Genomic DNA, 23617 nt, shown 5'->3' on the forward strand with positions numbered 1-23617 from the left:
AATAAGAAATGACAACAATACAAGGACCGGCAGTATTTTTAGCTCAGTTTATTGGTGATAAAGCTCCTTTTAATTCTTTAGACGGAATTTGTAGATGGGCTGCTGATTTAGGTTTTAAAGGCATTCAAATGCCAACATTAGATACTCGATTTATCGATTTACAAAAAACAGCAGAAAGCAAAACCTATGCTGATGAACTGAAAGGCAAAATCGCTTCTTACGGATTAGAAATCACCGAATTATCAACGCATTTACAAGGCCAGCTAGTGGCAGTTCATCCAGCTTACGACGATTTTTTTGATGCTTTCGCCCCAAAAAACGTTCATGGAAATTCGAAAGCAAGGCAAGAATGGGCAGTACAACAGTTGAAATATGCTGCAAAAGCATCCCAAAACTTAGGTTTAAATGCACATGCCACTTTTAGCGGTTCTTTACTATGGCAATATTTTCACCCCTGGCCTCAAAGACCACCTGGTTTAGTAGAAGATGGTTTTGCTGAATTAGCCAAACGATGGATGCCCATTCTAAATGAGTTTGATCAAAATGGTGTTGATCTATGTTACGAAATTCATCCTGGAGAAGATTTATTTGACGGAGAAACCTACGAAATGTTCTTAAAAGCTGTAAATAATCACTCCAGAGCTTGTATTTTATATGATCCTTCACATTTTGTATTGCAGCAGTTAGATTATATACAATATATCGATTTTTATCATGAACGCATAAAAGCCTTTCACGTAAAGGATGCCGAGTTTAATCCAACAGGAAAACAAGGAACTTTTGGGGGTTATCAAAGCTGGATAAATCGTGCGGGGCGATATCGTTCCCCTGGAGATGGCCAAATTGATTTTAAAACTATTTTTAGCAAATTAGCACAATATGATTATAAAGGCTGGGCCGTTATGGAATGGGAATGTTGTCTTAAAAATCAAGAAGATGGAGCCCGTGAAGGAGCTGAATTTATTAAAAACCACATTATTAAAGTCACAGACAAAGCATTCGATGATTTTGCAGCTATCGAAACGAATCGAGAATTTAACAGAAAAAACTTAGGATTATAAAACTTAATTACAATACAAATGAAATTAAAATATTTATTTTTTGGGGTAGCTTTGGTAAGCTTGACCTCATTTTCTAATGATAACTTAGATACAAAATATAGTATAGCGACTAAAAAATCGAATTCAGTTCTTCAATCATCAGCTGGTGAAAAATTAATTGCTAAATCTGATTGTGTAGGTTGTCATAAATTAGATAAAAAACTGATAGGTCCCTCCTATTTAGATATTGCAAAAAAATACGCTTTTAATGAAAAAAATCTCAATTATTTGTCTGACAAAATAATAAAAGGCGGAGCTGGAGTATGGGGAACAATTCCTATGGCAGCGCATTCCTCATTAAAAAAGAATGATGCTAAATCAATGGCGAATTATATTTTATCTCTAAAAAAAGCAAGCTAAGCCTATAATTCAGGTTGCTATTTATAAACACCCACTCGTTTACTAGTTCATTTTATTACCACCAAATAACCGTATTAAATTAAATGAAAGAAAAAGAAGAAGTTGAGAAAATTACGAATAATCGTCGTGATTTTATAAAAACAACTGCTATTGCCGCAGCTGCATTTATGATTGTTCCCCGCCATGTTTTAGGCAGAGGATTTGTCGCGCCAAGTGATCGCTTATCCATTGCTAGCATAGGTGTTGGCGGAAAAGGAAAATCTGATATTGCCATGTTTGCCAAAAGCGGAAAAGCCGATATTTCATTTTTATGTGATGTTGATACCAGAAGAGCTGCGGAGAGTGTCACTGCATTTCCAAAAGCCAAATTTTACAAAGATTGGCGTGAAATGCTAGATAAGGAACACAAAAACTTCGATGCCGTTTCGGTATCGACTCCTGATCATAACCATGCAATTCAAGCACTGGCGGCCATGCAATTAGGAAAACATGTGTATGTGCAAAAACCCATGGCACATGATATTTATGAAGCTCGTATTTTGACACAAGCAGCTAAAAAATATAAAGTGGTTACACAAATGGGAAATCAAGGTGCCTCAAATGATGGTACCAGAATAATGAAAGAATGGTATGAAGCAGGTCTAATAGGCGATGTTCACACCATTCACGCTTGGACTGACCGTCCGGTATGGCCACAAGGCATTCCTTGGTCAGCTAATATTGCAGAAATTCCTAAAGAATTAGATTGGGATTTATGGTTGGGTACAGCTCCAAAAAAGGAGTATGTAAATAAACTAGTGCCTTTCAATTGGCGCGGATGGTGGGATTACGGAACAGGTGCTTTAGGAGATATGGGTTGCCACTTACTTGAGGCTCCTTTTAGTGTATTAAATTTGCAATATGCAAAAGATGTCCAGTGCAGCGTTGGTTCTGTTTACGTAGATGAATTTAAAAGAGGCTATTTCCCGGAAAGTTGCCCACCTTCGAGTCATGTAACATTAACTTTTCCAAAAACGGAGAAAACAAACGGAGACATTACAGTACATTGGATGGATGGCGGGATTCAACCGGAAAGACCTTCTGAGTTAGGTCCAAATGAAATTTTTGGAGATGGCGGCAATGGAACATTATTTACCGGAACAAAAGGGAAAATGATGTGCGATACTTATGGTTTAAATCCTCGTTTACTTCCTCTTAACAAAAATGAAAATATCAATATTGCTCAGAAATATGCCCGAGTAAAAGACGGTGCTGATGGTCATTACAGCCAATGGATTGAAGCTGCTATTGCAGGATATGGAAAAAAAGAATTAAGTTCTCCTTTTGAAATCGCAGGACCTTTAACCGAAGCTTTGCTAATGGCAAATCTAGCCATAAGAGGGTACGATATTAAAAAAGAAGAACTGGGAGAAGAAGTGTATCCAGGACGTTCTACAAAATTATTGTGGGATAATAACAATATGAGAATTACTAATTTTGATGATGTCAATCAATTTATTAAGCGGGAGTATCGTTACGGTTGGAAAGCATTAACTCTATAAATTAAAAAATTAAAAATACTAAGATGATTAAAAATATTTGTACTTCAATAATTCTAATAATAATGATTCAAACAGTAAATGCCCAAGCAGTTCCTAAGGGATTCAAATCAATATTTGATGGAAAAACAACAACCGGATGGCATTCCTACGGAAAAACTGTTGGAGGTTCTGCCTGGAAAGTAGAAGACGGCGTGCTTCATTTTGACCCTACTGCTGCCAATAATGGTCAGGGCGGAGATCTCGTTACCGATACAGAATATTCAAATTTTCATTTAAAATTAGAATGGAAAGTTGCAGCAAATTCAAATAGTGGTATTATTTTCTACGTGAATGAGGATTTAACAAAATTCAAAAATACATATGAAACTGGTTTGGAGATGCAAGTATTGGATAATGATGGGCATCCTGACGGAAAAATAACAAAACATCGTGCAGGTGACTTATATGATTTAATCAAAAGTTCTTCAGAGCCGGTAAAAGCTGTAGGGGAATGGAACTCTGTTGATATTGTATGCAAATTTGGTAAACTAACCATGTTGCTTAATGGTGTAAAAGTAGTTGAAACTACACTTTGGGATGCTAATTTTAAATCTTTAGTTTCGGGAAGTAAATTCGCTACTTGGCCAGGTTTTGCCGCTTTCAAAAAAGGTAAAATTGCATTACAAGACCACGGAAATAATGTGTGGTTCAGAAACATTATGATAAAAGAATGGAATTCAATGAATGTAACGACAGGATGTGAAAATGGTATGTAGTATTTAAAATATCACATCGCGAATAATTACTATCCACTAAAAAAATAAACCAAAAAAAGGTATGAATACAACTATCCGACTAAAATTATCAATAATGATGTTTCTGGAATTTTTTATCTGGGGCGCTTGGTTTGTTACCCTTGGTACTTTCTTAGGAAATAATCTAAAAGCTTCTGGGTCAGAAACAGCGGCTATCTTTTCGACACAATCTTGGGGTGCTATTATTGCTCCTTTTATTATTGGTTTGATTGCAGATCGTTATTTTAATGCGGAGAAAATTTTAGGAATTTTACATTTAATTGGAGCTTTTTTGATGTACCAAATGTACCAGTCTGAAGAGGTTGGAATGTTTTATACTTACGTTTTAAGTTATATGATTCTGTATATGCCAACGCTAGCATTAGTAAATTCAGTTTCGTTTAATCAGATGAAAGATCCGGAGAAAGAATTTGCAAATATCCGGGTTTGGGGAACTATTGGCTGGATTTTAGCGGGGTTGTCCATCAGTTTTATTTTCCATTGGGATGCTGCGGCAGCTATTTCAGGTGGGATGCTTAAAAACACATTCCTTTTGGCAGGAATAGCGGCTTTCGTTTTAGGGATATTTAGTTTTACACTGCCTAAAACCCCACCAAAAGTAAGTGATGAAAAAATTAAAATAGGAGATATTATTGGCCTTGATGCTTTAAAGCTGTTAAAAGATAAAAATTTCGCTGTCTTTTTCATCTCTTCTATCCTTATTTGTATTCCTCTTGCCTTTTATTATCAAAATGCACATCCATTTTTAACAGAATCCGGAGTTGAAAATCCTACAGGAAAAATGGCAATTGGTCAAATATCTGAAGCCTTATTTTTATTGCTAATTCCAGTATTTTTCAGTCGTTTTGGATTTAAGAAAACAATTCTTGTTGGTATGCTTGCATGGGCCATCCGTTATGTGTTGTTTGCTTATGGTAATGGAGGAGATTTAAGTTTCATGCTTATTTTAGGAATCGCATTACACGGGATTTGCTATGATTTCTTCTTCGTTTCGGGTCAAATATATACCAATTCTAAAGCAGGAGAAAAATATAAGAGTGCTGCTCAAGGACTAATAACATTAGCGACTTACGGAGTTGGAATGTTAATCGGTTTTGCAGTTGCTGGTTGGATAACGGATAATTATAAAACGGTAGAAGGTACAATAAACTGGGAAATGGTTTGGATTATTCCTGCCGGAATTGCTTTTGCTGTATTTGTTCTTTTTGCACTCTTATTCAATGAAAAAAACAAAGTGGAAGAAACCACTTCCGCTATATAATACAAAAAGATGAGCACTAATTTAAATAGAAGGTCTGCTATAAAAGGAATACTTGCCGGTACAGCCGCAATGGCAATTCCAACTAGTTTTTCTGCTTTGGCTATGCAAAAAAAAGAAACAGATTTTACCACTATTATTTTAAAGGGAAATATAAATCATTCTGTGGCTCGGTGGTGTTTTAATGACTTTGATATAGAGCAACTTTGTAGCGAAGTGAAAAAAATGGGAATTACTGGTATTGATTTAGTTGGACCTAACGATTGGCCTACATTGAAAAAATATGATTTAGTATCTACCATGTGCAACGGAGCCGAAATTAATTTAGTTGATGGTTTCAATGATGTCAAATTCCATGAAACACTCATAAAGAATTATACGGAAATGATTCCTCTTGTAGCAAAAGCCGGTTATAAAAATCTAATTTGCTTTAGCGGAAGCAGAAGAGGAAAAACAGATGAAGAAGGTTGGAATAATTGCGTTGTTGGTTTACAAACACTAATCCCATTGGCTGAAAAGCATAATGTGATTTTAGTAATGGAATTGTTAAATAGCAAAATCGACCATAAAGATTACCAATGTGACAGAACATCATGGGGAGTAGAATTAGCAAAACGCTTAAGCTCAGAAAACTTTAAACTTCTTTATGATATTTACCACATGCAAATTGATGAGGGTGATGTTATTAGAAACATAAATGAAAACCATCATTATATTGCACATTTTCATACTGCGGGAGTTCCAGGTAGAAATGAAATAGACGAAACACAGGAACTAAATTATCCTGCAATAATGAAAGCAATTGCCAAAACAGGTTACCAAGGATTTGTAGGTCAGGAATTTATTCCTAAAAACTCAAACAAACTGGTTTCATTGAAGCAGGCTATCAAAATTTGTGATATTTAAATTAATCTAAAAAAATAACTCATGATAAAAAGGAGAGAATTTTTAATTAATGCTGGTTTAGCGTTAGGAGCATTAGCTATTGCGCCTTCATTAGCATTTAATTCAAAAAAGAGACCTATTGGAATTCAATTATGGACGCTACGAGACACTTTACCTAAAGATGTCAAAGGTGTATTAGCGCAAGTTGGAAAAGTAGGATTTAATGAAGTAGAAACTTTTGGTTATTCAATATACAAAGGATTTTTTGGTACTTCGTTACATGACTTTAAATCGATGCTTGATGATAATGGATTAAAAGCTACCAGCAATCATTTCGATTTCAATTCGATGATTAAAGATGGTTCTACTGATCTTGTAAAACCATACATTGAAGCTGCGAATCATCTAGGAAGTGAGTATATAACAATTCCATACATAGTAGCTGAATTAAGAGGAACAAGTGGAGATGATTACAAAAAACTAGCTTTACAAATAAATAAAGTTGGAGAGCTTTGTAAAGCGGGAGGTTTAAAATTAGCGTATCACAATCATGATTTTGAATTTACAAAATTCGGATCAACCAATGGATATGAGATTTTATTGAATGAAACCGATAAAAAATTAGTTGATTTTGAAATGGATTTATACTGGGTAGTTCGTTCGGGAAATGATCCCTTGCAATTGTTCAAAAAATATCCTGGACGTTTCAAAATGTGGCATGTAAAAGATATGGATAAAGTTAATCCGGATTGGAATGCGGAAATAGGAAGTGGAAAAATAGATTTCAAATCGATTTTTGCTCAAGCTGAACTTTCTGGAATGAAACGTTTCTTTTTGGAACACGAATCTAATTACAAACCTAATCCAATAGAATCTGCAGCAACAAGTTTTACTTACATTAAGAAAAATTTAATCTAAATTTTTCTTAATTAAATAATTATAAAAAAGGGATATATTAAATATCCCTTTTTTATTTATAATTCCTATTGTTTAATAATTTTTTACACAACGCACTCAGTTCTGCAGTTTTAATTTTATTGTGAAAATCATAAAAGTTGACTGACACTACAAGTATAATTAATAGTTTTCATTCTTTTTTTAAAATTGAACATACCATCATAAAATTTAGACATTAAATTTTGGAATTATTCCGTTATGTTAAAACTGGCGATATAAAAGTTTTTGTCTGTTTCCAGTTTAGCATTTTCAGTTTCAGCTGGAATGCTCTTCCATCCTGTTTCTGGCTTCAGTAATTCTTCTTTACCATTCAAAGTTACTTTAAGTGGCATATTAAAATTAGCAACACAATTGGTCCAACGATAGCCAAGATGATTATCCTTGAAAAAATATTCTAATGTTGGAATTCTGATATCTCTTAAATATTGGTTGAAGAATGGATTTAACGCTATTCCAACTTGTTCACTTAAGTAATCTTCGATTTGTTTTGTAGTAACTGTTTGATGGTAAAAAGTACTATTTAATCCTCTTAAAATAGTTCTCCATTTCGCATCATCATTTACAATTTGACGCAAAGTGTGTAACATGTTTGCCCCTTTATAATACATGTCACTGGAGCCTTCATTGTTCACGTCATATTTTCCAATTATTGGTTTATCATTTGCTATATTTTTTCTAATTCCCCTTACATAAGTATACCCTGCTTCCTTACCATAATAATATTCCAGAAAAAGACTTTCAGAATAATCCGTAAAACTTTCATGTATCCACATGTCAGCAATATCTTTATAAGTTATGTTATTGGCAAACCATTCATGACCTGATTCATGAATAATGATGTAATCAAACTTCAAACCCCATCCCGTTCCGCTCAAATCTCTTCCTAAATATCCATTTTTAAAACCATTCCCATACGTTACACTGCTTTGATGTTCCATTCCTAAATAAGGCGCTTCTACTAGTTTGTAGCTGTCTTCATAAAATGGATAAGGTCCAAACCAATGTTCGAAAGCTTTCAACATTCGATGCACGTCTTGAAATTGCTTTTTCGCTTTGGTAAGATTGTCTCTCAATACATAATAAGTACAATCTAAATCTCCTTTTTCTCCTTTGTATTTTTCCGAAAAAGTGACATAATCACCAATATTAATATTTACTCCATAGTTATTGATGGGATTTGAAACAACCCAATTGAATGTTCTCGATCCATCATTCATTTCTTTTACACTTTGCAAACGACCATTGGAAACATCCATCAAACCTTTTGGAACATTTACACTGATTAGCATGCTTTCTGCTTCATCATACATATGGTCTTTGTTCGGCCACCAAACACTAGCACCTAAGCCTTGACAAGAAGAAGCTATAAAAGCATTTCGATTGCTGTCTTTTTTCCAAGTTATGCCACCGTCCCAAGGTGGATTTACGGCAACTTTAGGTTTTCCACCATAAAACACTGTAAGTTCTTTCGTTGAACCAATTTTTTGAGGAGCTATCAATTCAATGAAAAAAGCATTTCCATCTCTTTTGTATTTTAAAGCAATACCATCTTGAATGACTTTATATATCATCATTGGATTCTGCAAATCAATTTGCATGGTATTGTATTCTTTTAATACTAAATATTTTATGGTATTAGAACCTGTAATAGTGCTATCTGCAGGATTTACTTTAACGTCCAAGTGATAATATTTTACATCCCACCAAGCTCTTTCTTTTGTAATACTTCCCCGTAATGAATCTTGGCGGGTAAAAACTTGTCCTTTCTGTCCAAGAAGCCCTTGTGCATTAGTACTATTAAAAACAAGAAATGTGATAAAAATAATACTGTAATATTTTTTCATGAATTTGAACTTAGAAATAAAAGATGAATTGATTTATACCAATAATAAAACATTAATGCAATTTTAAAACTGACTTTTGTTCTACTACTGCTGTAAAATCTGCAGCTAAACGATTGCCATAATCTTCCAAGAGCTCTAAAATTTTTACCTGTTTCTTCGATTTTACGATCATTCCTGCATGGTATTCGAGAGGAACCCTGAAGCAAACTTCAGAATCTGAAAACGAAGATAAATCAGGATGCTGAAATTTAGATAAAGTCAGAACAATTCCGGCATAAGCCTTTTTTACTTTTGGTAAAGCATATTTGGTTTCTTTTACCAAAGCATTTTCAATTGCCGCCCATTCCTTCCATAAATTAATGTTGGAAGCTTCGGCAACCATTTCCGCCAAATGCGCTCCCCCTACTCGGGATGATGTTTCCAAAAAATAGATTTGTCCATCTTCCTTGCATTTTATAAATTCAGTATGAGCGGCACCATGTTTCAATCCAAAGCCTTTCAATACTTGTTGATTTATTTTTTTGATGGCCTTATCATCCTCAGAATCATAAGGAATATTGGCAGAACGAAAAACGCCTCCGCCTTGTGAAATTTCCATTGGTGTAGCCAAATATTTTGAAGTCAAACAAAAGATTACTTTACTATCCGAAATTAAACTATCGCAATGATACACATCGCCAGGTTTGAATTGCTCCAATAAATATTTAAATCTATTATTCCCCATTTCATTAATGTGAATCCATAAACTCTCTTTATCATTTACTTTTATAATCCCTGTTGCCGAAGCTTCAGAACGTGGTTTTAAAACCCATGGAGCTGGAATTGTATTAACAAAAGAATTGATGTCATGATCATTAAATAAGGAACAAAAAGCAGGAATTGAAATACCGCAACTCTTCGCTCTCATGCGCATAGCTAGTTTATCTCTAAAATAGCGACCGGTGGTTTGTCCCATTCCGTCAATACGAAGATTTTCCCTGAGATAAGTTGCTTTTTCTACATCGTAATCATCCAAAGCTACAATGGCATCTATTTTCGTGGACTTCATGAAATTGCCAACACCCAGTAATAAATGCTCTAAATTCCAATCGACATCTTGCCCTTCCATATAAAAAATCTCATCAATATATTGATGTGGCCATGGCTTGTCTCTCAGTTTTTCACTCGTCACTAAATAAACTTTGTTGCCTAACTTTTTTAAATTAATTAAAAAATCAGCACCCTTAAAATAATTTGAAATACAGAGGAAGGTTTTAGAGTTTTCCATACGTTACAAATTTTCTATGAATTTAGTTAATAAATGAACTCCATATGCTGTAGCATGCTTACTTTTAGCAAATTCATCATCGCCAAATGCCACTCCTGCAACGTCAAGATGTGCCCAAGCTTTATGCTCTTGGGTAAAATATTCTAAAAATTTAGCTGCGCTTATTGCTCCGGCAACCGGTTTTCCGCTGTAATTTTTGACATCGGCAATATCGCTTTCAATGTCTGATTTATAAACATCCCAAAGTGGTAAAGGCCATAAACGCTCACCAATTTCGTCTCCGCTTTCTTGCAATTTCTTTGATATTTCCTCATTATTGGTAAACAAAGCACCACATTCATAACCAAAAGTACCAATACTACTTCCTGTAAGTGTGGCGATGTCAACAATATATTCCGGTTTGAAATTTTTAATTAAATACGATAATCCATCGGCTAAAACGAGTCGGCCTTCAGCATCAGTATCAATTATTTCTATAGAATGTCCGCTATAACTGTGAATCACATCGCTAGGTAAAAATGATTTGGCATCTACGGAATTTTCAGCACAAGGAACAATAGCAGTTACTTTAACTGGCAATTGCAAATCTGCTATAAGTTGCATGGCTCCTAGTACTGCGCCACCCCCAGCCATATCACATTTCATGTGAACCATTCCTGCGGTTTTTATATTTACTCCACCGGTATCAAAGGTTATTCCTTTCCCCACCAATCCAACATGTTTTATGTGTTTCACTTCGGCTCTTGGCGTGTAATTCATAATGATAAATTGAGGTTCATTTTCACTTCCTTTTCCTACCGCTAAAAAGGCGCCAAGACCTGCAATTTTCGAAGCTTCATAACCTAGAACTTCTACGTGAAACCCATATTTCTCTCCAGTCTCTTTAGCCCAATTCGACAAGTATTTTGGATTAATTGTATTGGGTGGTAAATCGACTAAATTATAAGTTGCCAATTGTGCCTTAGCAATTTTAATTCCTTTTTTGGCAGTAGCCAAATAATCTTTTTCAGAAACCAGATTTAAAGTAAAATCAGGATCTAAAATAGGATGTTCCTCTTTATCTGATTTAAAATGACCTAAATCATAGGTTCCTAAAAGCAAACCTGAAACCATGGCTTCAACCTGATCCTGATTGATTTGTTCCGGTATAACTAAAGCAATATTCGAACTGAAATTATCCTTTTGTTTTGATGAAATTCGACGAAAAATAGTTTTTAATGATTTATAGTCAATGACTTTTCCTAAACCAATAAAAATATAAGCATTGTTATCCTTTTCGGCTAAATAATGGGTGTCTTTTTTACCAAAAAAAACTTTAGAAGTAATTTCTAATCCATTAAAAGTAATAGGAACAATACTTTTTGAGTATGTTTCAAAAGCCGGAATTAAAATTGTTCCTGAAAAATTATCTAAGTTTACTACCGTATTTGTTTTCATTTGTTCTTTTAATTTTTTTTCGCTTATTGATTGAATTCAATATAAAAGCATTATGCTTTATTTATTTTAAACGCTACAAATTGCGTCCCTACGTTTATTTTATATTAAAAAATAACCATTCTATTGCTTTAGGAAATTCATCACTCCAATAGGTTTCGCTATGTTTCCCTCGTCTATTAATGCTTAAATTAATTTTTGATTTGTCATTTACAAATTCACTTGAAATTAAATCTTCCTGAAACTTTTTCACATGCTTAATCATTGTTGCACTTTCATCTCCACCAGCATACAAATAGATTTTTGTATCGGCTGAATTGGCTTTTTTAGCATTGATTTTTAATTCTGGAACTACCCAAAGTGATGGCGAGAATATCATTAATTTTCCATAAACTTCAGGGTTTCTCAATCCACTAAAAATACTAATCAATCCCCCCATGGAACTTCCTCCTATTCCAGTAAATTCTCGTTCTTTTTTAGTTCTAAAATTACTGTCCACATACTGTTTTAAAGTATCTGTTACAAAACGAATGTATTTTTTGCCTTGTCCTTTCCCTAAAACTGTTTTGCCAACATTGTATTCCTTTATTCGATCTTCTTCGGCATGTTCTATAGCAATAATTATAATTTTTCCAATTTTATATTCTGACATAACTGCCAATTTTTTGTCAATTTCCCAATTCCCAAATTCAGCTGCTTCATTAAATAAATTTTGTGCATCCTGCAAATACATAACCGGATAACTTTCACTTGAACTGTCGTAATCATGGGGTAACAAGGCCCAAATTTTTCTGGTTTTATTGAGTTGTGGAATTATAAATTCATCTGAAATTAACTGAACTTGCGGTAAAAAAGATTGCTTAAACGGCAACCAGTTTTTTCTCCATCTCGCTACATGTTCTTTTTGAATACCAGTGTGATTGTGTGTTGAACGGTTTTCGGTACGATTTCCATGGCTGTCAATTTCTACTTCACTCCAATCTCCTTTAGTAAATTTATACAAAAGCTCGGCAGGATAATCAAAATCATGTAAAAATTTATAATGATGCAAACCAATACCAATTTTCTCCATTATGAATTCGTTGTCCTGAGTGCGCCATTGATTAAAATTTCCTGAAATATAAACAGGTCGAGAATCATCTTCATCGGTCGTAAGGATTATATACAAACCAGTATTTAATATTGGATTATTTAATTCTTGGGTAAAGGTGGTATTGTCTGAATTGATCACTTGCATTATGCTGCTTATATTTTAAAAATAAATAGTAAATATAATGGATTGCAATTTGAAATAAAAGAAAAAAGAAAACCCAATAGCAAATGAATTTCCTATTGGGTTTGTAGTAGTAAAAATTATTTGATGAATTTTACTTTTTTCGACTTTTTAAGACTTCCACAACATCATTTAGTTTAAATCCTTTGGCTTGCAATAATATAAGGTAATGAAAAAGTAAATCAGCACTTTCACCCAAAAATAAATCATCATTGTCATCTTTGGCTTCAATAACCACTTCAATCGCTTCCTCACCTACTTTTTGGGCAATTTTGTTCATCCCTAATTTAAATAAGGAAGCAACATAGCTCTTTTCAGAATCCGCATTTTCTCTTCGAAGTTGGATTGTATCTTCTAAATTCGAAATAAAACCATAATCAGCTTTGTTTTCGTCAGCCCAGCACGTAGCTGTACCTTTATGACATGTTGGTCCTTCTGGTTTTACCTGAATCAATAAAGTATCATTATCACAGTCATTTTTGATGTCAATCAGATTTAGAAAATTACCACTTTCCTCACCTTTTGTCCAAAGCCTTTGTTTCGTACGACTATAAAAAGTTACTTTTTTAGTGTCAACCGTTTTTTGATACGCCTCGGCATTCATAAAACCAAGCATTAAAACTTTTTTAGTTTCGCTGTCCTGAATTATGGCAGGAATCAGTCCGTCTGTATTTTTTGAGAAATCTATATTCATGTTTTTAATTTAAAGATTGAAAAATTAAAGATTCTAAGATTATCTAATCCGATTTTCTTTTCCTTTAATCTATTATCTGTTTCTATATCCTAACTTCGATATTCTTATTTTTAAGCGCTGTTTTTAATGTTTTGATTTCAATTTCTTTAAAGTGAAATACACTTGCTGCTAATGCTGCGTCAGCTTTTCCTTCTAGAAAAGTATCTACAAAATGCTGTATATTTCCAGCACCTCCAGAAGCAATAACGGGAATATTAACTAAGTCCGAGAGTGTTGCCAAAGCTTCATTGGCAAATCCGTTTTTAGTCCCGTCATTATCCATTGACGTGAATAAGATTTCGCCTGCGCCTCTTTGCTCCACTTCTTTGGCCCAATCAAATAAATTCAATTCTGTAGGTACTTTTCCTCCTACTAAATGAACAATCCATTGACCGTCAATTTGTTTGGCATCAATCGCAACAACGACACATTGACTACCAAATTTTTGTGCCAAATCATTAATCAACTGTGGGTTTTTCACAGCCGATGAATTAATGGAAACTTTGTCCGCTCCGTTTTGCAATAAAATTTCGACATCTTCAACGGATGAAATTCCACCGCCGACAGTAAATGGTATATTAATCGTCGAAGCAACTTTTCGAACTAAATCAACTAAGGTTTTTCTTCTTTCTTCGGTTGCTGAAATATCTAGAAAGACCAATTCATCCGCGCCTTGATCCGAATATATTTTGGCTAATTCCACCGGATCTCCTGCGTCACGCAAGTCCACAAAATTAACACCTTTTACAGTTCTTCCGTTTTTTATATCAAGGCAGGGTATAATTCTTTTTGTAAGCATTTCTGTTTGTTGTTAAAAGTCTTATTATTCAAATACTGGGCGCAAAAAAGTTCGTTCATAACTTAATATACATCTTGAATCTTCTGCAATTTTGAACGCTTCTATACACTCTTGATCTTCTAAAATTAGTCTTCTGTAATTTTCATATTCGGATAAACTAGTAAATGAAAACATTGCAAACGCTATGTTATTAGCACCTTCAGACGGCAAAAAATAACCATGATGCTGTCCTCCAAAACGGTTAACTAATTTAATCCATCTTTTACCATAATCTTCAAAAACATCCAATTGAAAAGGGTCAATAATATATTTTACGTAGCAAGTTATCATAATTTAAGCTTTGTAGTTGACTATTTACTAATTATAAACTGTTCCAATTGTTTCAACGAAATTCGTCCTTCATAAATGGCCTTACCAATTATTGTTCCTTCACAACCCAATTCAGCTAGCTTTGGTAATTCATCAAAAGTAGAAATTCCTCCTGAAGCAATCAATTTTATGCTGCTGGCTTCCGCCAAAATTTTAGCGTATAATTCAAAAGAAGGTCCTTCAAGCATACCGTCTTTGGCAATATCCGTACAAATTACATACTGAATTCCTTTGCCTTGGTAATCTTGTATGAAAGGAATCAAGTCTTCATTAGAATCTTCTAACCAACCCGAAATGGCTACTTTTTCATTATTAGCATCTGCCCCCAAAATAATTTTATCAGCACCATATTCTGCAATCCATTTTTCGAATAGATTTCTATTTTTAACGGCAATACTTCCGCCGGTAATTTGATTCGCTCCACTTTCAAAAGCAATTTTTAAATCCGAATCCGATTTTAATCCACCACCAAAATCAATTTTCAATTTGGTTTGTGTAGCTATTTGCTCCAGTATTTTATAGTTAACAATTTGGCTTGACTTTGCACCGTCCAAATCAACTAAATGCAAATACTCAATTCCATGTGCTTCAAATGATTTCGCTACTTCAAGCGGATTTTCATTGTATATAATTTTAGTATTGTAATCGCCTTTTGACAAGCGAACACATTTTCCGTCTATGATATCTATTGCGGGTATTATTCTCATTTATTTTTAATTTAAAGATTTAAAAATTGAATTATTTAAAGATTGGGAATGTTGATTAAAGAAAATATTTGATTCTTTAATTTTTCAATCTTTGAATTTTTCAATCCTTTAATTTTAAGAAATTAGCTAAAATTTGTTCTCCAACATCGCCACTTTTTTCGGGGTGAAATTGTGTTCCATAAAAATTATGCTTCTGCAAAGCTGAGGCATATTCTACATCATAATCTGTTGTAGCAATCGCTTCTGGACAATTTGGCGCATAAAAACTATGTACTAAATACATGTATTCGTTTTCATTAATTCCTTCGAATAAAGGCGATTTTAGATTATAAATTTGGTTCCATCCCATTTGTGGTACTTTTAATTTTGGCGTAAATTTGATCACATCAACATCAAAAATCCCCAAACCTTTTGTATTTCCTTCCTCGGATTTGTTGCACATCAATTGCATACCCAAACAAATTCCTAAAACAGGTTGTTTCAAGTTTGGAATCAAAGTCTCCAAACCACTTTCTAAAAGCATTTTCATTGCGGAACTTGCCTCCCCAACGCCGGGAAAAATAACTTTATCGGCGGCCTTTATTTCGTCAGGATTATTGCTCAAAACCGCTTTGAATCCTAATCTTTCGATAGCAAACATAATGCTTTGAATGTTTCCTGCGCCGTAATTTATGATTACTATTTTCATTCTTTTTAACCATTAAGAAATTAAGTTTCATTAAGGATTTAACACCTAATAATTCATAATTTATAATTCATAATTTTTTAGAGCATTCCCTTCGTGCTTGGCAAAATCATCTTCTCCGTATCGCGTTTTACGGCTACTTTTATTGCTTTTGCAAAAGCTTTAAAAATGGCTTCAATCTTGTGATGTTCGTTAGTTCCTTCGGCTTTGATGTTAATATTGGCTTTCGCACCGTCCGAGAAAGATTTGAAGAAATGATAGAACATCTCTGTTGGCATTTTTCCAACCATTTCGCGTTTGAATTCGGTTTCCCAAACCAACCAGTTTCTGCCTCCAAAATCAATCGCAACTTGTGCCAAACAATCATCCATTGGTAAACAAAAACCGTAACGTTCTATTCCTAATTTATTTCCCAATGCTTTTGCAAAAACTTCACCAAGCGCAATTGCTGTATCTTCAATCGTGTGGTGTTCATCTACTTCTAAATCACCTTTTACAAGGATTTCCAAGTCCATTTGTCCATGACGCGCAATTTGGTCCAACATATGGTCAAAAAATGCAATTCCTGTTTCAATTTTACTTTTTCCGGTTCCATCAAGGTTCAACTTGATATAAATATCGGTTTCGTTTGTTTTTCTTTCAATAGAAGCAGAACGTTCTTCTAATTTCAAAAACTCATAAATTACTTTCCAATCTGTAGTTTGTAAAGCAATAACGGAATCCAATTCCTCTCTTTTTGATGCAATTTCGTCGCCTCCCAAAGCTTCGTCCGTGTTGATGAAAATAGCTTTTGAGCCTAGGTTTTTTGCCAATTCAACGTCAGTTATTCTATCGCCTATTACGAATGAATTTGCTAAATCATACTCCGGACTATTAATATATTTTGTCAGTAAACCTATTGCTGGTTTGCGAGTTGGTGCATTTTGGTGCGGAAACGTTTTGTCAATTAATACTTCTTTGAAAATCACTCCTTCATTTTCAAACGCTTTCATGATTAAATTATGAACGGGCCAAAAGTTAATTTCTGGATGAGAGTCAGTTCCCAAACCATCCTGATTGGTCACCATTACCAATTCGAAATCCAATTCTTTAGCTATTTTTCCAAGATATTGAAAAGCATTGGGATAAAATTCTAATTTTTCAAAACTGTCTAATTGGTAATCATTTGGTTCCAAAACCATTGTTCCGTCACGATCTATAAAAAGTATTTTTTTCATTAAAAAAAGTTTAAGGTTTAAGGTTTAAAGTTGTTTTAACACCTCAATTAATTTCATGTTTTCTTGTTCTGTTCCAACAGTAAGACGCAAACAATTATCGCATAACGGTTGGGTTGTTCTGTTTCTAATTACGATTCCTTTAGCAATCAATTTAGCGTATCTTTTATTGGCATCATCTACTTTTACCAAAATAAAATTGGCTTCTGTCGAATAAATTTTATCTACAAATTTAACATTAAGTAATACTTTAAGTAACTCTTCTCTTTGTGTTATTATAGATTCAATTTCAGATTTTATTTTATCTGTATCCCCCAATCTTTCTAAAGCTCTTTTTTGAGTCAATTCGTTTACATTATACGGTGGTTTTATTTTATTTAAAACCGAAATTACTTCTGCGGATGCATAACAAATACCCAATCTGATTCCTGCCAAACCGTACGCTTTTGATAGCGTTTGCGTAATGACTAAATTTGGATATTCGTCTAATTCATTAATCCAACTTTCCTTTTTTGAAAAGTCAATATACGCTTCATCAATCACAACCAAACCTTTAAAATTTTGCAAAAGATACGCCACACTTTCATCCGAAAATGAATTCCCGGTTGGGTTATTTGGAGAACATAAAAAGATGATTTTAGTAGTTGAATCAACAGCTTCCATAATTTTTTCAATTTGTGGTTGAAAATCCTCTGAAAGCAAAATTTCTTTATTTTCTACTGCATTGATATTGGCCAAAACACTATACATTCCATATGTTGGTGGCAATGTGATTACATTGTCTTTCTTTGGTTCACAAAAAGCTCTGAATAATAGATCTAATACTTCATCGCTTCCGTTTCCCAATAAAATTTGATTCGTTTTGAGATTTTTTTGTTTTGCCAAAATTGCTTTTACACTCATTTGTTGTGGATCCGGATAGCGATTTACACCATTTTCAAAAGGATTTTCATTAGCATCCAGAAAAATCATATCTGCAGTATCAAAATCTTCAAATTCATCGCGTGCCGAAGAATAAGGTTTCAATTGCTTTACGTTTTCTCTGACTAAATTATTTATATCAAAATTATTTTCCATCTTCAATCGCTTTTAATCTCAATGAAACTGCATTTTTGTGTGCTTGTAAACCTTCTGCTTCTGCCATAATTTCGATAGCTTTACCGATGTTTTGTATTCCTTTTTGGGATATTTTTTGGAAAGTCATTGTTTTAGTAAAACTATCCAGATTCACACCACTATAATTCTTCGCATAACCGTTGGTTGGTAACGTATGATTAGTTCCTGAAGCATAATCTCCAGCACTTTCAGGTGTATAATTTCCTATAAATACAGAGCCCGCATTTTGAACGCCATTGCTGTAAAAATCATCAAATTCGGAACAAATGATAAAATGTTCTGGTCCGTATTCATTGATTAATTCTAAGGCAATTGTATCGTTTTCTACAAAAATTAATTTAGAATTAGCAATGGCTTTTTTCGCAATATTTTTTCTTGGAAGAAAATCCATTTGAATTTGGATTTCTATTTCTACAGCATCAATTATTTTTTTTGATGTTGAAACCAAAATGACTTGGCTATCCGCTCCATGTTCTGCTTGAGACAATAAATCCGAAGCTACAAAAGCAGGAACAGCAGTATCATCCGCCACAATCAATAATTCTGATGGACCGGCCGGCATATCGATTGCTACGCCAAATTGCGTTGCCAATTGTTTAGCCACGGTCACAAATTGATTTCCAGGTCCAAATATCTTATACACTTTAGGAATCGTTTTCGTTCCAAAAGTCATACCTGCAATAGCCTGAATTCCTCCTACTTTCAAAATTTTTGTTACGCCACATAAATTTGCAGCATATAAAATGGCAGGGTTTATATTTCCGTTTTTATCTGGAGGAGAACACAAAACAATTTCGTTACAGCCTGCAATTGCTGCAGGAACTGCAAGCATTAATACTGTGGAAAATAAAGGCGCAGTTCCACCGGGAATGTATAAACCAATTTTTTGGATTGGTCTTTTTTCCTGCCAACAATTTACTCCTTCAATAGTCTCTACTTCTACTCTTTCGGTTTTTTGAGCGAAATGGAATTTTTTTATATTTGCTTTCGCTAATTGAATAGCCTCTTTTAGTTCGGAAGAAATAGACGCGATAGCCGCATCAATTTCAGCTTTAGAAACTTCTAATTTTTCGATTGATACACCGTCAAAAAGCGATGTATATTTTGCAACAGCAACATCACCTTTTTTTTGCACTTCCTTGAAAATTTCTTTTACTGTCGCTTCAATATCATCAACAGTTTTTGTAGGTCTTTCTAAAATGGAAGCCCAGCTTTCGGGTTTTGGATTGTATATTTTATTCATTTTTAATTTTATTCAAAGATTAAATGATTTAAAAATTGAAAGATTTCACTTTTAAATCTTATAATATAAAACTCTTATAACACCATTTTCTCAATTGGGCAAACCAAAATTCCTTCGGCTCCAGCTTCTTTCAACTGATCAATCACATCCCAGAAAGTATCTTTGTCTATTACAGAGTGTACGCTGCTCCATCCTTTTTGTGCGAGAGGCAAAACGGTCAAACTTCTTAAGACAGGAAGAATTTTTCCAACAGCATCAATTTTGTCATTTGGAACATTCATCAAAATGTATTTCGATTTTCTTGCTCTTAAAACAGATTCAATTCTGAATTTTAATATATCAATTATTTTTTGAGATTCAGGACTTACTTTTGGAGAAACGGCTAAAACTGCTTCACTTTTAAAAATAACTTCAACCTCTTTTAGATTATTTTTAAACAAAGTACTACCGCTGGAAACAATATCAACAATAGCATCGGCTAAGCCAATGTTTGGAGCTATTTCTACCGAACCTGATATCTGGTGAATATCTACTTTTACGCCTTTAGAATTAAAAAAATCAAGTACTGTTTTAGGATATGATGTTGCAATACGCATACCATCTAAATCTTGAACCGATTTGTAATTGAATGCTTTGGGTACAGCAACGGATACTTTACATTTTGAAAAACCTAATTTTTGAATTACTTCAATATTGTTTCCTTTTTCAATTAATAAATTATCGCCAACAATAGCAATATCTACAACTCCATCTATTAGATATTGAGGAATATCAGAATTTCTTAAATATAAAACCTCTAAAGGGAAATTTGATGCTTCAGCTTTTAACTGGTCGATTCCATTATCGATTGAAATACCTGCATCCTTAAGAATTTGAATGCTGTCCTCGTTTAAACGTCCTGATTTTTGAATTGCAATTTTTAATGTACTCATTTTGTCTTTTTTGTTTTTTGATTAAAATATTTTGATTGAGTACAAATATTGGGTAATAAAAAACCCGTTTGATGTACTCAAACGGGTTTTTAGAATATGTTGATTTACACACATACCATTAACACATCGCTTGAAAGCAATAATGAAAATGATGATGATGCAATTGATTTGTAAACATTTTTGTATTTGTGTTTATTTTAATTCTTATGCAAAGATAAGAGATAAATTATTTAAAAAGCAATTTTTAATTTAACTTAAAAACGTAAAATTGTTAAAATTACTTACCATCACCCTCGTTTATTTCATTTGTCGGTGAACTATTAGGAATTACTTTGGTCGTAATGGCATCATCTCTTATTTCTGTATGACGAATTTCACCACCAGAAGTTCCAGCTAAAATTGTTAAATAGGTACCTACAATTGCCACAATAACCGCTACAAAAGAAATAAATTTAGCTTTAGAATTATTTTTTAAATTTAAAACTATTCCTAAAATTGAAATGGCTCCAAGTAAATACAATACAATTGCCAGTTTTTCGGCTATTTCTTCATGTTCATGAATTATTCTTTTCCCAATATTTGGCATATCTTCAACCAACTCTTCTGCTCCATCTCCTGTAGCTATACTTGCAAGTGCAAAAAGTGCAGCAACAATAAACAAAGCATAAGCGGTATTTTTTACCGAATTATTCTTTAAAATAATTCCAACTATTAAAATTCCAAGTCCTAAAATGGTTCCGATAATAGGAAAATGGTTAACGACCATGTGTAAGTGAGCATCATTCATAATATAATTTGTTTAATGTTTAAAATTTAGTACAATATATCGATTTTATTCGAAACATAATTATTCGTTTTATCCTGCTAATGAAACACCTATTAAAGAACCAATTCCGTACGTTACTGCAGCTGCAGCCAACCCGAAAGATACTTGTCTAAGTCCGGAGAACATAATACTTTTTCCTGTTAATAAGGTTATTGCAGCACCTATTCCAAAAAGCCCTACTACACTGCTTCCTACACTCAATAGAATTGCATTTTTCCCATCTAAAAACATAAAAGGATATAAGGGAATAATCGCTCCAATTGAAAATAACACAAAAGAAGCTATAGCTGCTTCCCAGGCCGAGCCTCCTAATTCTTTTTTATCGATACCTAATTCCTCCGTAATGATTGCATCTATGGCTGTTTGATGACTTTCAAATGCCTTTTCAGCTAATTTTTTAGCTTCTTCAATATTCATTCCTTTAGCTTGGTACAACAATATAAGCTCCTTTTTTTCTTCTTCTGGTGATGCTTCCAGTTCTTCTGTTTCTAAGTCTATTTGGCGTTGATTTAATTCTCTGGAACTTTGCACCGAAAGCCATTCGCCCAAAGCCATTGATATTGCTCCCGCCATAAGTCCTGCAATCCCGGTTAACAATATCGTATTATTAGAAACTGCAGCACCGGCAACTCCCATGACCAAACTCATGTTTGACACCAATCCATCATTAGAACCTAAAACTGCTGCTCGCAAAGCATTACCGCCAACTGATTTATGCCTACTTTCGAATTTAGATAAAAAACCACCAGATACATTTAGTGCGGCATTATTGTTTACGGCTTCAATAATATTGAGGTGATTGTGTTCAAAACCTGTTGGCTTTTCTCCGCTTTGAATTTTGTTTTTTATTGCATTAACTGCAAATTGTTTTTCTATGTTTGAAAGGCTGCTAATAATAGAAGTGTAACCAAAAAATTTACCTAGTTTCAGTTGAAATTTTGCTCTTCCTGAAGGCAAAGGCATTTTGTAATTTGGCTCGAACGTTAATACTTTATCCAGCATGTGTTTAGCATGCCCTTTTTCTATTTCCGATAATCCTCGTAAAACTCTCGTAAGATTGTCATCTGATTGAATTGCTGCAATACTATCATACAAAAAAGCAGTATCTACTTCCGTTTGTAATTGATCTTTTAGTTTGTTTAAATCCATATTTATTAATTTTAATTGACTAAATCAAAAACTCCTTTTGTCAATATTTTTGAAGATGAATTAATAGTGTTGTTAGTTAAAATTTCAACAAATTCTCCAGATTTTTTTCCTATCGAAATAGCTGTCTTTTTAAAAGAATATTTATTGTTGCTGTCAGTTTTCAATAAAAGTACGAAATTTTTGTTGTTTTCAGTTATAATTGCTTCGATTGGTAGTGCTAAAGCTTTTTTAGAATCTATTATAATTTCAGCTTCGACAAACATTCCCGTTAGTAATTTTTGTTTAATGGCATCTTCTAAATGTGCATGAATATTAATAGTTCGATCATTTCCTTCAATTGATTTTCCAACCAAATGTACTTCGGCATTAAATTCTTCTTTTGATGCTTCAGGTACTTGAAATTTAATTTTTTGTCCTATCTTAACTTTCAAAATATCTTTTTCAAAAACGGCTAATTCTAAATGCAAATGGTCTGTATCAACAATCTCCAAAATAACATCCGATGGGCTCATAAGCATTCCCACATTGGCATTCATAATCACAATATCTCCTGAAATTGGGGAGAAAATAGTTATGATTGAAGTTAATTTACCTTTCTCCACCTGAGATGGGTTAATGTTTAGCAGTACTAATTTAGCCTTTAAACTCTGATGCATCGCTTTAGCACGTCGGTACTCGCTTTCTGCTTTTAAGTAGTTTTTTTGTGAGGTAATTTTCTCATCATACAATGTTTTTTGACGTTCATATTCTGATTTTAAATATTTGATTTGCTCTGCCACTTCCAAATAATCTTTTTGAATATCCAAAAATTCCGTGTTTTCTAATGTCAATAAAGCTTGCCCTTTAGTTACTTTGTCGCCAACTAAAAGTTTAGTTGATTTTACATAACCTCCAATAAAAGTAGTTACTTTTGCTCTGTTTTGTGGTGGAACATCAATCTTTCCCGAAGCTTTAACTGTTATATCAAAGTCGTGTTCCGTAGGACTGGCAATTTCCATTCCTGAGGATTGAAATTGTTCTTTTGTTGCTGTTACAAAACCGTCGTCCTTGGGTGTTAGCTCTTCCGTTTTGGTTTCTTTGCAAGAGAATAAAATAAAGGATAAAGCGACAATATAAATTGATTTTTTCATT

The 23617-nt window shown here is 33.6% G+C and carries 23 protein-coding genes; 7 read left to right on the forward strand and 16 right to left on the reverse strand.

Translation table 11 applies throughout. The features are described 5' to 3' along the window. Positions 1 to 8: 8 nt before the first annotated feature. From C4S35_RS06815 to C4S35_RS06845, 7 genes are all read left to right on the forward strand, one after another. Positions 9 to 1061 carry a sugar phosphate isomerase/epimerase family protein gene (locus tag C4S35_RS06815; protein WP_103999462.1) on the forward strand — a complete coding sequence of 351 codons (1053 nt, stop codon included), beginning with the start codon at positions 9 to 11 and terminating at the stop codon, positions 1059 to 1061. A gap of 18 nt (positions 1062 to 1079) precedes the next feature. Beyond that, complete coding sequence (locus C4S35_RS06820; protein WP_103999463.1) at positions 1080 to 1460, forward strand: c-type cytochrome; 381 nt, start codon at positions 1080 to 1082, stop codon at positions 1458 to 1460. Between the two features lie 83 nt (positions 1461 to 1543). Further along, positions 1544 to 3001 carry a Gfo/Idh/MocA family protein gene (locus tag C4S35_RS06825; protein WP_103999464.1) on the forward strand — a complete coding sequence of 486 codons (1458 nt, stop codon included), beginning with the start codon at positions 1544 to 1546 and terminating at the stop codon, positions 2999 to 3001. Between the two features lie 23 nt (positions 3002 to 3024). After that, entirely contained in the window at positions 3025 to 3756 is a 732-nt protein-coding gene (locus C4S35_RS06830; RefSeq protein ID WP_103999465.1) for a 3-keto-disaccharide hydrolase, read from the forward strand. A gap of 61 nt (positions 3757 to 3817) precedes the next feature. Then, positions 3818 to 5056 (forward strand): nucleoside permease, encoded by a 1239-nt coding sequence (locus C4S35_RS06835; protein WP_103999466.1) that lies wholly within the window; start codon positions 3818 to 3820, stop codon positions 5054 to 5056. Positions 5057 to 5065: 9 nt separating this feature from the next. Continuing rightward, positions 5066 to 5959: a hydroxypyruvate isomerase family protein gene (locus C4S35_RS06840; RefSeq protein WP_103999467.1), complete on the forward strand. Its 894-nt coding sequence runs from the start codon at positions 5066 to 5068 to the stop codon at positions 5957 to 5959. Between the two features lie 21 nt (positions 5960 to 5980). After that, positions 5981 to 6856, forward strand: coding sequence for a sugar phosphate isomerase/epimerase family protein (locus tag C4S35_RS06845; protein ID WP_103999468.1), 876 nt, complete (start codon positions 5981 to 5983; stop codon positions 6854 to 6856). A gap of 227 nt (positions 6857 to 7083) precedes the next feature. Here C4S35_RS06845 and C4S35_RS06850 read toward each other — a convergent pair whose 3' ends face one another. The 16 genes from C4S35_RS06850 to C4S35_RS06925 all read right to left on the reverse strand — a co-directional run bounded on the left by C4S35_RS06850 (position 7084) and on the right by C4S35_RS06925 (position 23616). Next, positions 7084 to 8739, reverse strand: coding sequence for a M1 family metallopeptidase (locus tag C4S35_RS06850; protein WP_103999469.1), 1656 nt, complete (start codon positions 8737 to 8739; stop codon positions 7084 to 7086). Positions 8740 to 8791: 52 nt separating this feature from the next. Then, positions 8792 to 10006 carry an ATP-grasp domain-containing protein gene (locus tag C4S35_RS06855; RefSeq protein WP_103999470.1) on the reverse strand — a complete coding sequence of 405 codons (1215 nt, stop codon included), beginning with the start codon at positions 10004 to 10006 and terminating at the stop codon, positions 8792 to 8794. Between the two features lie 3 nt (positions 10007 to 10009). Beyond that, on the reverse strand, positions 10010 to 11443 hold the full coding sequence (locus tag C4S35_RS06860) for a leucyl aminopeptidase family protein (protein WP_103999471.1): 1434 nt from the start codon (positions 11441 to 11443) through the stop codon (positions 10010 to 10012). A 94-nt stretch (positions 11444 to 11537) separates the two neighbouring features. Further along, positions 11538 to 12677, reverse strand: a complete 1140-nt coding sequence (locus C4S35_RS06865; protein ID WP_103999472.1) for an alpha/beta hydrolase-fold protein — start codon at positions 12675 to 12677, stop codon at positions 11538 to 11540. 130 nt (positions 12678 to 12807) lie between these two features. Then, positions 12808 to 13407 carry a bifunctional phosphoribosyl-AMP cyclohydrolase/phosphoribosyl-ATP diphosphatase HisIE gene (gene hisIE / locus C4S35_RS06870; protein WP_103999473.1) on the reverse strand — a complete coding sequence of 200 codons (600 nt, stop codon included), beginning with the start codon at positions 13405 to 13407 and terminating at the stop codon, positions 12808 to 12810. An 82-nt stretch (positions 13408 to 13489) separates the two neighbouring features. Further along, a complete protein-coding gene (gene hisF, locus C4S35_RS06875) occupies positions 13490 to 14245 on the reverse strand; it encodes an imidazole glycerol phosphate synthase subunit HisF (protein WP_103999474.1) in 756 nt (251 codons plus the stop codon). A gap of 24 nt (positions 14246 to 14269) precedes the next feature. Further along, positions 14270 to 14575 carry an NIPSNAP family protein gene (locus C4S35_RS06880; protein ID WP_103999475.1) on the reverse strand — a complete coding sequence of 102 codons (306 nt, stop codon included), beginning with the start codon at positions 14573 to 14575 and terminating at the stop codon, positions 14270 to 14272. A 20-nt stretch (positions 14576 to 14595) separates the two neighbouring features. Continuing rightward, positions 14596 to 15321, reverse strand: a complete 726-nt coding sequence (gene hisA / locus C4S35_RS06885) for a 1-(5-phosphoribosyl)-5-[(5-phosphoribosylamino)methylideneamino]imidazole-4-carboxamide isomerase (protein ID WP_103999476.1) — start codon at positions 15319 to 15321, stop codon at positions 14596 to 14598. A 100-nt stretch (positions 15322 to 15421) separates the two neighbouring features. Continuing rightward, a complete protein-coding gene (gene hisH, locus C4S35_RS06890) occupies positions 15422 to 16009 on the reverse strand; it encodes an imidazole glycerol phosphate synthase subunit HisH (RefSeq protein WP_103999477.1) in 588 nt (195 codons plus the stop codon). 77 nt (positions 16010 to 16086) lie between these two features. Beyond that, a complete protein-coding gene (hisB, locus tag C4S35_RS06895; protein WP_103999478.1) occupies positions 16087 to 17223 on the reverse strand; it encodes a bifunctional histidinol-phosphatase/imidazoleglycerol-phosphate dehydratase HisB in 1137 nt (378 codons plus the stop codon). 24 nt (positions 17224 to 17247) lie between these two features. Next, positions 17248 to 18297 carry a histidinol-phosphate transaminase gene (gene hisC / locus C4S35_RS06900; RefSeq protein WP_103999479.1) on the reverse strand — a complete coding sequence of 350 codons (1050 nt, stop codon included), beginning with the start codon at positions 18295 to 18297 and terminating at the stop codon, positions 17248 to 17250. Further along, complete coding sequence (gene hisD / locus C4S35_RS06905; RefSeq protein ID WP_103999480.1) at positions 18287 to 19579, reverse strand: histidinol dehydrogenase; 1293 nt, start codon at positions 19577 to 19579, stop codon at positions 18287 to 18289. Before hisD ends, hisC begins: the two co-directional genes overlap by 11 nt. Positions 19580 to 19653: 74 nt before the next feature. Further along, on the reverse strand, positions 19654 to 20511 hold the full coding sequence (hisG, locus tag C4S35_RS06910) for an ATP phosphoribosyltransferase (protein ID WP_103999481.1): 858 nt from the start codon (positions 20509 to 20511) through the stop codon (positions 19654 to 19656). 277 nt (positions 20512 to 20788) lie between these two features. Further along, the gene (locus C4S35_RS06915; protein WP_103999482.1) at positions 20789 to 21298 is read right to left on the reverse strand and encodes a DUF2231 domain-containing protein; all 510 of its coding nucleotides are present in this window, start codon (positions 21296 to 21298) and stop codon (positions 20789 to 20791) included. A gap of 69 nt (positions 21299 to 21367) precedes the next feature. Next, on the reverse strand, positions 21368 to 22486 hold the full coding sequence (locus tag C4S35_RS06920) for a VIT1/CCC1 transporter family protein (protein ID WP_103999483.1): 1119 nt from the start codon (positions 22484 to 22486) through the stop codon (positions 21368 to 21370). A gap of 11 nt (positions 22487 to 22497) precedes the next feature. Beyond that, on the reverse strand, positions 22498 to 23616 hold the full coding sequence (locus tag C4S35_RS06925) for an efflux RND transporter periplasmic adaptor subunit (RefSeq protein ID WP_103999484.1): 1119 nt from the start codon (positions 23614 to 23616) through the stop codon (positions 22498 to 22500). Position 23617: the final 1 nt, after the last annotated feature.

This window comes from Flavobacterium urumqiense (assembly GCF_900108015.1).
Lineage (GTDB): Bacteria > Bacteroidota > Bacteroidia > Flavobacteriales > Flavobacteriaceae > Flavobacterium > Flavobacterium urumqiense.

What these genes read in the sequence shown, in the direction of transcription:
- C4S35_RS06845 (WP_103999468.1), top strand. Translation starts at nt 5,981, where the DNA reads ATGATAAAAAGGAGAGAATTTTTAATTAATGCTGGTTTAGCGTTAGGA.
- C4S35_RS06860 (WP_103999471.1), bottom strand. Translation starts at nt 11,443, where the DNA reads ATGAAAACAAATACGGTAGTAAACTTAGATAATTTTTCAGGAACAATT.
- C4S35_RS06830 (WP_103999465.1), top strand. Translation starts at nt 3,025, where the DNA reads ATGATTAAAAATATTTGTACTTCAATAATTCTAATAATAATGATTCAA.
- C4S35_RS06865 (WP_103999472.1), bottom strand. Translation starts at nt 12,677, where the DNA reads ATGCAAGTGATCAATTCAGACAATACCACCTTTACCCAAGAATTAAAT.
- C4S35_RS06850 (WP_103999469.1), bottom strand. Translation starts at nt 8,739, where the DNA reads ATGAAAAAATATTACAGTATTATTTTTATCACATTTCTTGTTTTTAAT.
- C4S35_RS06820 (WP_103999463.1), top strand. Translation starts at nt 1,080, where the DNA reads ATGAAATTAAAATATTTATTTTTTGGGGTAGCTTTGGTAAGCTTGACC.
- hisIE (WP_103999473.1), bottom strand. Translation starts at nt 13,407, where the DNA reads ATGAATATAGATTTCTCAAAAAATACAGACGGACTGATTCCTGCCATA.
- C4S35_RS06835 (WP_103999466.1), top strand. Translation starts at nt 3,818, where the DNA reads ATGAATACAACTATCCGACTAAAATTATCAATAATGATGTTTCTGGAA.
- C4S35_RS06925 (WP_103999484.1), bottom strand. Translation starts at nt 23,616, where the DNA reads ATGAAAAAATCAATTTATATTGTCGCTTTATCCTTTATTTTATTCTCT.
- hisC (WP_103999479.1), bottom strand. Translation starts at nt 18,297, where the DNA reads ATGGAAAATAATTTTGATATAAATAATTTAGTCAGAGAAAACGTAAAG.
- hisG (WP_103999481.1), bottom strand. Translation starts at nt 20,511, where the DNA reads ATGAGTACATTAAAAATTGCAATTCAAAAATCAGGACGTTTAAACGAG.
- hisH (WP_103999477.1), bottom strand. Translation starts at nt 16,009, where the DNA reads ATGAAAATAGTAATCATAAATTACGGCGCAGGAAACATTCAAAGCATT.
- hisF (WP_103999474.1), bottom strand. Translation starts at nt 14,245, where the DNA reads ATGCTTACAAAAAGAATTATACCCTGCCTTGATATAAAAAACGGAAGA.
- hisB (WP_103999478.1), bottom strand. Translation starts at nt 17,223, where the DNA reads ATGAAAAAAATACTTTTTATAGATCGTGACGGAACAATGGTTTTGGAA.
- C4S35_RS06815 (WP_103999462.1), top strand. Translation starts at nt 9, where the DNA reads ATGACAACAATACAAGGACCGGCAGTATTTTTAGCTCAGTTTATTGGT.
- C4S35_RS06840 (WP_103999467.1), top strand. Translation starts at nt 5,066, where the DNA reads ATGAGCACTAATTTAAATAGAAGGTCTGCTATAAAAGGAATACTTGCC.
- hisD (WP_103999480.1), bottom strand. Translation starts at nt 19,579, where the DNA reads ATGAATAAAATATACAATCCAAAACCCGAAAGCTGGGCTTCCATTTTA.
- C4S35_RS06915 (WP_103999482.1), bottom strand. Translation starts at nt 21,298, where the DNA reads ATGAATGATGCTCACTTACACATGGTCGTTAACCATTTTCCTATTATC.
- C4S35_RS06880 (WP_103999475.1), bottom strand. Translation starts at nt 14,575, where the DNA reads ATGATAACTTGCTACGTAAAATATATTATTGACCCTTTTCAATTGGAT.
- hisA (WP_103999476.1), bottom strand. Translation starts at nt 15,321, where the DNA reads ATGAGAATAATACCCGCAATAGATATCATAGACGGAAAATGTGTTCGC.
- C4S35_RS06825 (WP_103999464.1), top strand. Translation starts at nt 1,544, where the DNA reads ATGAAAGAAAAAGAAGAAGTTGAGAAAATTACGAATAATCGTCGTGAT.
- C4S35_RS06920 (WP_103999483.1), bottom strand. Translation starts at nt 22,486, where the DNA reads ATGGATTTAAACAAACTAAAAGATCAATTACAAACGGAAGTAGATACT.
- C4S35_RS06855 (WP_103999470.1), bottom strand. Translation starts at nt 10,006, where the DNA reads ATGGAAAACTCTAAAACCTTCCTCTGTATTTCAAATTATTTTAAGGGT.